Source organism: Bradyrhizobium sp., assembly GCF_049798375.1.
Lineage (GTDB): Bacteria > Pseudomonadota > Alphaproteobacteria > Rhizobiales > Xanthobacteraceae > Bradyrhizobium.
In genome coordinates, this window is sequence record NZ_JBARGP010000718.1 from 1 (window position 1) to 7,594 (window position 7,594).

At 64.6% G+C, this 7,594-nt stretch carries 5 protein-coding genes; all 5 read right to left on the reverse strand.

What is annotated here, in order from left to right; all coding sequences use genetic code 11:
- Window positions 1-13 precede the first annotated feature (13 nt).
- The 5 genes from WA702_RS27930 to msrB all read right to left on the reverse strand — a co-directional run bounded on the left by WA702_RS27930 (window position 14) and on the right by msrB (window position 7,329).
- Window positions 14-793 (reverse strand): hypothetical protein, encoded by a 780-nt coding sequence (locus tag WA702_RS27930; RefSeq protein WP_425113770.1) that lies wholly within the window; start codon window positions 791-793, stop codon window positions 14-16.
- 100 nt (window positions 794-893) lie between these two features.
- Window positions 894-2,789 carry a flagellar protein gene (locus WA702_RS27935; protein WP_425113771.1) on the reverse strand — a complete coding sequence of 632 codons (1,896 nt, stop codon included), beginning with the start codon at window positions 2,787-2,789 and terminating at the stop codon, window positions 894-896.
- Window positions 2,790-2,799: 10 nt separating this feature from the next.
- Entirely contained in the window at window positions 2,800-4,662 is a 1,863-nt protein-coding gene (gene flgK / locus WA702_RS27940; protein WP_425113772.1) for a flagellar hook-associated protein FlgK, read from the reverse strand.
- Window positions 4,663-4,704: 42 nt separating this feature from the next.
- A complete protein-coding gene (locus WA702_RS27945; protein ID WP_425113773.1) occupies window positions 4,705-6,522 on the reverse strand; it encodes a flagellar hook-basal body complex protein in 1,818 nt (605 codons plus the stop codon).
- Between the two features lie 303 nt (window positions 6,523-6,825).
- Window positions 6,826-7,329, reverse strand: a complete 504-nt coding sequence (gene msrB / locus WA702_RS27950; RefSeq protein WP_425113774.1) for a peptide-methionine (R)-S-oxide reductase MsrB — start codon at window positions 7,327-7,329, stop codon at window positions 6,826-6,828.
- Window positions 7,330-7,594: the final 265 nt, after the last annotated feature.

Consider the following 7,594-nt stretch of genomic DNA (forward strand, 5'->3'; position numbering starts at 1 on the left):
TCATCGCAAAATCTTACGCAGCATCGGCCGCAGCGGGCGCTGCGACGAATTGCGACCCGACGTCGCCGCGGAACACGGCTGGACCGACATGGTCCAGGCGGCTTTCGAGATCAGCCCAGATCTCGCCGCCGAGATCGGTCCAGCGCTTGCAGAACGCAAAGTCCTCGCTGAGATAGGTGCCGGTCGCCGGGTCGATCATGCATTCGAACAGCGCGAAACGGTTCGGGTTGCCGGCCAATGCATCATGCGAATGCTCGCGGATGAACCGCAGCGACGCATAGTCGGGGTGCGCGCACATCCGCTCCAGCACATGACGGCGGATCATCAGGAACCCGGTGCCTGCGTAGCGCACCCGGGCAAAGCCATTGGCAACCACGACGTGATCGGGATCGTCGATCTCGAACACGTAATCCAGTGAAGCCGATGCAAGGTTCGCGCGGCCGGCATCGATCGCCCGCTTCGCCTTGTCCCAATTGACCCGCTTGATGGGATAGATGCCGGCAACGACGTCGCCGCCGGATTCGATCAGCCGGAACACCTGGCTTGGCGTAAAGCCGATATCGGCGTCCACGAACAGGAAATGGGTGGCGGTCGGATCACTCAGAAACAACGCGACGAGATTGGCGCGCGCCCGCGTGATCAAGGCATCGCCATCCCGCATATGAACGGTCAGGTTGACGTTGGAGGTCGCGCGCAGCTCGCGCTGCAGGGCGAAGATCGAGCTTGCGTAGATGCTCGACACCTGCCCCCCGAAACAGGGCGTGGCAATCACCAGGTGAATCCGCTCGGTCATGGTCGCGATCCCAATGAGGCATGACATCGCCCCACGTCTAAACGAAGGTTAAACAGACGTGGTTAACGAAAGCCTAACGGGACCACCCCTGGGTTAATTCCTAGAGGAACTTCACCAGCGAGAGCTGCGACAACATCGAGGTCGTCTGGTAGGACGCCTGCAGATTGGTCTGCAGCTGCAGGATCTGGGCAGCGACCTCGTTCTGGGAGATGCCCTCGGTCTGGTCGACCATGCTCTGCAGCGCTGCCTTCGCCTGGGTCTGCCGTGCGCCGGCATCCTTCATCGTGGTCTGGGCGTTGGCGAAATCGGTCTGGATGTCCGAAATCGTCTGCTGGCCAAGCTGCGGCGTCATATTGGCGGCGATGCGTTGGCTGAGGGCGCCGATCTGCTTTGCCGCGATCTGACCGGTTGGATCGGAGGCGCTCGGCAAGGCCGAGACCGCTGCATAGACTGCGGTCTGCTGCACCAGCGTGCGGATCGCCGTCTCGTTGGCCTGGGCTCCGAACTGTACGCTCTGCGAGGTGTCGATCTGGACCGAAGCGGTCGACCGTGCGCTGCCCGAGCTGCTGTTGCCGGTGTACCAGGCGACCGTATTGGCCGAGCCGTTGGCGAGGCTGGTCGCCGAACCGAGCGGCGAGCCGGAGACGCGCAACGGCGGGGTCGGTGCGGTCACGGTTCCCGAGAAGCCGAGCGCCGCAAAGGCAGTCGTGTTCGAGCTCGAGACCGAGAAGCTCGCGGGATCGTCGGTGTGCAGCGAGATGCGCCCGGCAGTGACCGTGGACGGCGTCGACGTGCCGCTCAGCGCGTCGATCTTCGACAGCAGCGTCTGCACGCTGTCGGTGACGTTGACGTGGTTGTTGTCGGTCGCACCGGAGGCCACGAACGTGATCGTCTGCCCATTCACCGTGATGGTGTCGTTGGCCGCGAAACTGCTGCTGATCGAATTGGAGGTGGCGCTGGCTGTCCCCGACAGCAGGGTGGCACCGGTGATCCGCGCCGGCGTCGTGGAGTTGTTGTTGTTGACCGCGCTTCCGGTTGCGACGCTACCGGCGTTGAAGAAGTCGTTACCGGCCTCGACGGCGGAGGCCGCCTTCAACGAGGTGTTGGCCAGCGTGGTGATCGCGCTGCCGAGCGCCGTCTGCAGATTCGCCGTTGTCGCCGCCGGCGAGCCCCCGATGGCGAAGCTGTTGGCCGCCAACGGCGTCGTGTTCGAAGCGGTGAGCTGGATCGCCTCCGTGGTGCCATCCGGCAGGTCGAACTTGAAGGTGATCTGGTCCCCTGGATTGGGATCGCCAGCAGTGAAATCCACCGAGACCGACGTCGGCGTTCCGGATGGCTGGGAGATTGCGGCATTGGTCAGCGAGGAGTTCACGCTGTCGAGCTTGAAGCCGAACGGCGAGTTGGCGGCATCCTCAGCAAGTGTCAGCGGGACCGTGCTCGAAGACGACAGCACGAGCCGCCCCATCCCGGTGGTGCCGAGATCGGCCTGCTGCCGCTCCGATATCACCTGCTTCAGCCCGGCCTGGGTCGGAGTGCCGTTCAGGATATCGTCTGCAGCGGCCATCGCCGGCTGATTGGTCGCCGAGCCCGAGAAGATGTAGCGGTCGCCGACCTGGCTGTTGACGATGCCAACAATCGCCGACAGGTTGGACAGCGCGGTCTGCTGGCCGACGCTCTGGCCCGAGCTGGTCACGTTCTGAGGCGATGCCGAGGCTCCGCTCTGCACCTGGTCATGGATCGACTGCAGCGACTGCAGTGCGGTGTTCGCCGCCCCGATGATGGTGTTGACGTGGGTCATCGTGCTGGTGAAGGCGGCGATGTTCGACAGTTGCGAACGCGCGGCGACCGCAAAGCCTTCGTCCGCGCCCATGCCGGCATAGGTGCTCGACTTGACGCCGCTGGAGAGCTGCGTCGAGAGGTCGGAAAGCTGATTGTTGATGTTGCGCACGGACAGGCCGAGCAAGGACGAACCGTAATTGATGCTGCTGATCGACATGTGACGCGCCTTACCTGTTGGCCTGAAGCAGGCTCTGCATCATGCTTTGGACCACCGACATGATATGAGCGTTGGCCGCATAGGTGTTCTGGACCTGGATCAGGTTTGACATCTCGGCGTCCATGTTGACGGCCGAGGTCGAGTTGAATTTCTGCTGCAAGGTCGACACCACCACGCTCTGCCCCTGCTGCAATTGGGTTGCGAGCGTGGCGGCATTGCCCTGCTGGCTGATGAACTGCTGCAGATAGCTCGACACCGTGCCTTTGAACGGCTGCGCCGACGAGCCGAGCCCCGTGGTCGGCGAGACGCTGAAGGTCGCCTGCGTCAGCTGCGAGAACAGGAAGCTCGGACGCGTGGCATCGCCCGCCGCTGTTGTCGAAGAGCTCGAATAGTTCGAAAGCCTGGCCGGATCGGCTGTCAGCGCGGCGTTGACCGTGATGCGCCCGGCGAGCCCGGTCATTTCCGACCCGCTGCCGGTGATGGCGCCGGTGTAGAACGTGGTACCGTCGGTGAACAGCGGCAGTTGCGCGTTGCCGCTCGCGAGCGTCTGCACCGTGGTCGTGGCCGAAGCCGAGTTCACCGTCGCTGCGCTGGTGCCGTCATCGGTGATGCGCAAGGTCGAGCCGGAGGGATTGGTGAACTGCAGGTGCGCGCCGCCAAGCGCGGTATTGAGCTGCGACACCACCGAGGCCAAGCCGAGCGAGAAGTTGGCGCCGACCAGGGTCGGGTTGGCATTCACCCCGTTCCGCAACGGCAGCGCCGACGGATCGGTAACGTTGACGATCTTGATCTGGTGCTGGACGTTGCTCGAGTCGGTGTAGGTCAGGTTGATGCTGTTGCCTGCTGATAGCCCCGAGGTGCTGACGTCGAAGCCCGATGGCGGGCCGGAGACCGGCGTGCCTGCCGTGGTCTTGTCCGACAGCGCCGAGGACATCGTGGCGGCGAGCTGGTCGACCTGGGTCTGCGCCTGCACCAGGGTCTGGTCGCGCAGCTTGATGTCGGCTGCGATCTGGCCCGAGCCCACCACATTGTTGGAGGCCACATCGAGCGCTGCGCCGTTCGGCAGCTTGATGGTGAGCGAGCCGACCCCGTTCTGGGTCGGGTTTGTGCTGTAGAGCGACGTCGCGTTCAGCGAGCCCGGCGACGTATATTGGAATTGCGACGCGAGGCCCGCGCCGACGAGCTGGATGCCCGATGTCGTGAACAGGTTGACCTGATTGCCATCGGTCACCGCCCGGACATCGGTGTATTTCGCAAGCTGGGTGATGGCGCTGTCGCGCTGATCCATTAGCGTCGCGGCCAACGGATCATTGCTGCTGAGGCCCTGCAGCTGGGTGTTGAACTGCGCGATCTGGGTCATCAGCCCGTTGGCCGCAGTCGTCGACGTGCCGAGATCCTGCGAGACGTTGGTGCGCAACGTCTGGATGCCCTGCGTCGTCGTGTTGAGCTGCTGCGCCAGCGACTGCGCCGCCGACAGCGCCACCGCCTGCGCCGAGCTGTCGCTGGGATTGTTCGACAGCGACTGCAGCGCGGTGGTGAAGTTGTTCAGCGTGCCTTCCAGCGTACCGTCGCCGCCGGGCGTGCCGTAGACGCTTTGCAGCTGGCCGAGAATGTTGGCCATCTGGTCAGCGTAGCCGCCGCCCGCGGTCTCGGTGCGGAGCTGGTTCTGCACGAACAGATCGAGCTGACGGTTGACGCCGTTGGTGGCAACGGTCGAGCCGTAATTGCCGCTCGCGACCTCGACCTGGTTGGGGTTCTGCGCGACGTAGCCGGGTGTCTGCGCATTGGCGACATTCGACGAGATGATCGAAAGCGACGCCTGCGTTGAGCGCAGGCCCGCCATCGCGGTGGCTAGAGCCGAACTCAGACCCATGATGATGCTCGTTTCATGTTATGTCGCGAGGCGCGCATGCGATCAGCGCAGCACGCTTAGGAGAGACTGAACCATGTCGTTGGCCGTCGTGATCACCTTGGTGTTGGCCGAATAGGCCTGCTGGGTCACGATCAGCTTGGTGAACTCGTCGGCGATGTCGGTGTTGGATCCTTCCAGCGACGAGCCGGAGATCGTACCGGAGGCGCCGATGATCGCCGGACCCGAGAGGTCGGTGGCCGCGTAGGCGCCGCCATCGAGTGCCTTCAGGTAGTTGGTGCCATTGAAGTGCGACAGCGTGACCTGGGCGAGATCGATGTTCTGGCCGTTCGAGAAGGTGCCGACCACCAGGCCCGAATTGTTGATCGCGACCGATTGCAGCTGACCGGCGGAGAAGCCGTTCTGCGAGATGGTGTTGATGGTGGCGGCGCCGGCGGTGCTCGCATATTGCGTCAGTGCGCCGGAGGAAATGTTGACGGAGAGCGAGCCGAGCGATTGCCCGTCGACGACGACGCCGGGGATGCTGATTGCCGAGCCGGTCGGCGACGACAGCGCGCCGTTGGAGGAGAATGTGAAGTTGGTCCCGGAATTGACCCAGGACACGCCGGTGCCGGTTGCCGTGGTCGAGGTCTGGTAGAACAGGTTCCAGGTGTCCTGGTGACCGGAGCCGAGCGAGGCGCTGTCGGTCTTGGCCCAGCGCATCTGCACGTTCACTGGCGTGCCGGCCGCGTTGTAGCAGGTGACCGCGCCACCGCTGATGGATTCGTTGGTGAAGGCCGTGATGTCGTTGGCCTGCACGACGCCGGTGCCGGCGGTGCCGCCGCCGCCGCGGGCCATCGTGACCGGAGATGCGAAGCCGAGCGCCGAGAAGGCCGGAGCAGTGCTGGTGATGTTGAGGTTCGCCGCCGTGCCGGTGTGGAGGGTAATCGCACCGGTCGCGGCATTGATGGTCGGGGCCACGCCGGTGATGCCCTGGATCGCCGAGAACAGCGCGCCGACATTGTCGCCGATCGCGATATTGGTGCCGCTCGATGTCGTGCCGGCGATGAAGTTGAGGCTGGTGCCGTTCACGACTATGACGTCGCCGGACGCGAAGCTCGTCGGCAGCGAGTCGCTTGGCGCCGTGCCGGACAGCTTAGTCGCCGTCGTGATCGGCGCCGGCGTTGCCGCCTGGTTCAAGGCGGCCGATCCGGTGATGGTGTTGTCGGTGTAGGGAGCGGCCGGCGTGCCGACCGGCAGTGGGTTGGCGGCGAAGTCCGCCGGATTGAGGCCGCCGGCGGCGGCGAGGGTGCCGGCCGACGCGCTGGAGCTTGCGGGTGTCTTGGGCGTGGTCGGCAGGTTCGCGGCGTACTGGACCGCCGAGGTCGCCTGCGCCGGGATGAAGTTGTTCTGGAATTGCAGCACCGCCGGCACGTTGCCGGTCGGGTTGCCGGTCTTGGCGTCGACCGAGACGCCCATCAGGTAGTAGCCGGCGCCGTTGACCAAATTGCCGTTGGCGTTGACCTGGAAGTCGCCACGGCGGGTGTAGTCGGTGGTGCCGGAGAACACCGGTACGTTGTCGGTGATCGAGTTCGCCTTCTGCACCGAGAAGAAACCGTCGCCATTGATCGCCATGTTGGTGGCGACCGTCGTCGTGGTCACGGTGCCCTGGGTGGTGATGGTAGACTGCGCGAAGGCGGTGACGCCGCCGGCGACCTGCTTGCTCGGCGTGGTGGCATCCGGAATGAGATCCTCGAACGAGGTCTCGATTCCCTTGTAGCCGGTGGTCGAAGCGTTGGCGATGTTGCCCGAAATGTTCTGCAGGGCGAAGGACTGCGCCTGCAAGCCGCCCACGGAAGTGTTCAGCGCGTCGAAGATACCCATACCAAAGTCTCCACGTTTCGATCCGGCGGTTCGGGGTTTGGGATCACCCGCACCGCACTTCGCGGAGACTGTCGCAATCGTTGTGCCAACAACGAAAGACATGTCAAATCAGACGCTTAGTTAAAAGCGTGCCAGAAACAGCGGCGCAAAAACTGGTGAACAATTGCCGAGCGGGCAACTCTTGCCGGGCTCGGGCTGCGCGAGATCATGCGCTCACCCGCCGCTTTGGGTGGGGCGCCGGCTCGTCACGATCCGTTTGCAAATCTTGAACGGACGAGCCGGCGAAACCGGTCGAAGGTTTTGTTAGCTCTCTTTAGGCGCCGCCGGATGGAAGGTCAGCGCGAGGCCGTCCATGCAGTAGCGCAGGCCGGTCGGCTTCGGGCCATCGTCGAAGACGTGGCCGAGATGGCCACCGCAGCGGCGGCAGTGCACCTCGGTGCGCGCCATGCCGAAGGTACGATCGGTGTGGGTGCTGACCGCGTTATCCAGCGGCTTGTAGAAGCTCGGCCAGCCGGTGCCGCTCTCGAACTTGGTCTCGGAGGCGAACAGCGGCAGGTCGCAGCCGGCGCAGGCGAAGGTGCCCTTGCGATGTTCCTTGAGCAACGCGCTGGTCCAGGGCCGCTCGGTGCCCTCCCGACGCAGGATGTCATATTGCTCCGGCGTCAGCTGCGAGCGCCATTCGGCGTCGGTTTTCTCGATCTCGAATTTTTCGGCGGCGCGAGCCGGCGCGGTCGTTCCGAACCAGCGCAACGACAGCAGGCCGAGCAATCCGGCAGCGGAGGTGAGAAGCAGGCGACGATCGATCATGGTGGTCTCCGTGGAAGCGGCGTTTCGCCTGAAGCTACGGACCGGACCGCGTGACGTTACGTCAAGCCGGCCCGAAATGCCTCACTTTGTTGCGAGCACAGTGCCGGGCTTCGCATCAGCCCTCTTCTTCCCGGCCGTGATCGGCCGTGTCAGGCGGTTGCGGCCGCAACGGATGCGGACGGCCCGCGGGATGGCGGGGCGGCGCCGGCCGTGCCAATGCCGCCAGGCGCTGGGCCTTCTCGAGCTGGGCCTCGCGGGCCAGTTC

Coding starts and splice junctions, on each gene's coding strand:
- WA702_RS27930 (WP_425113770.1), bottom strand. CDS start 793: ATGACCGAGCGGATTCACCTGGTGATTGCCACGCCCTGTTTCGGGGGG.
- WA702_RS27935 (WP_425113771.1), bottom strand. CDS start 2,789: ATGTCGATCAGCAGCATCAATTACGGTTCGTCCTTGCTCGGCCTGTCC.
- flgK (WP_425113772.1), bottom strand. CDS start 4,662: ATGGGTCTGAGTTCGGCTCTAGCCACCGCGATGGCGGGCCTGCGCTCA.
- WA702_RS27945 (WP_425113773.1), bottom strand. CDS start 6,522: ATGGGTATCTTCGACGCGCTGAACACTTCCGTGGGCGGCTTGCAGGCG.
- msrB (WP_425113774.1), bottom strand. CDS start 7,329: ATGATCGATCGTCGCCTGCTTCTCACCTCCGCTGCCGGATTGCTCGGC.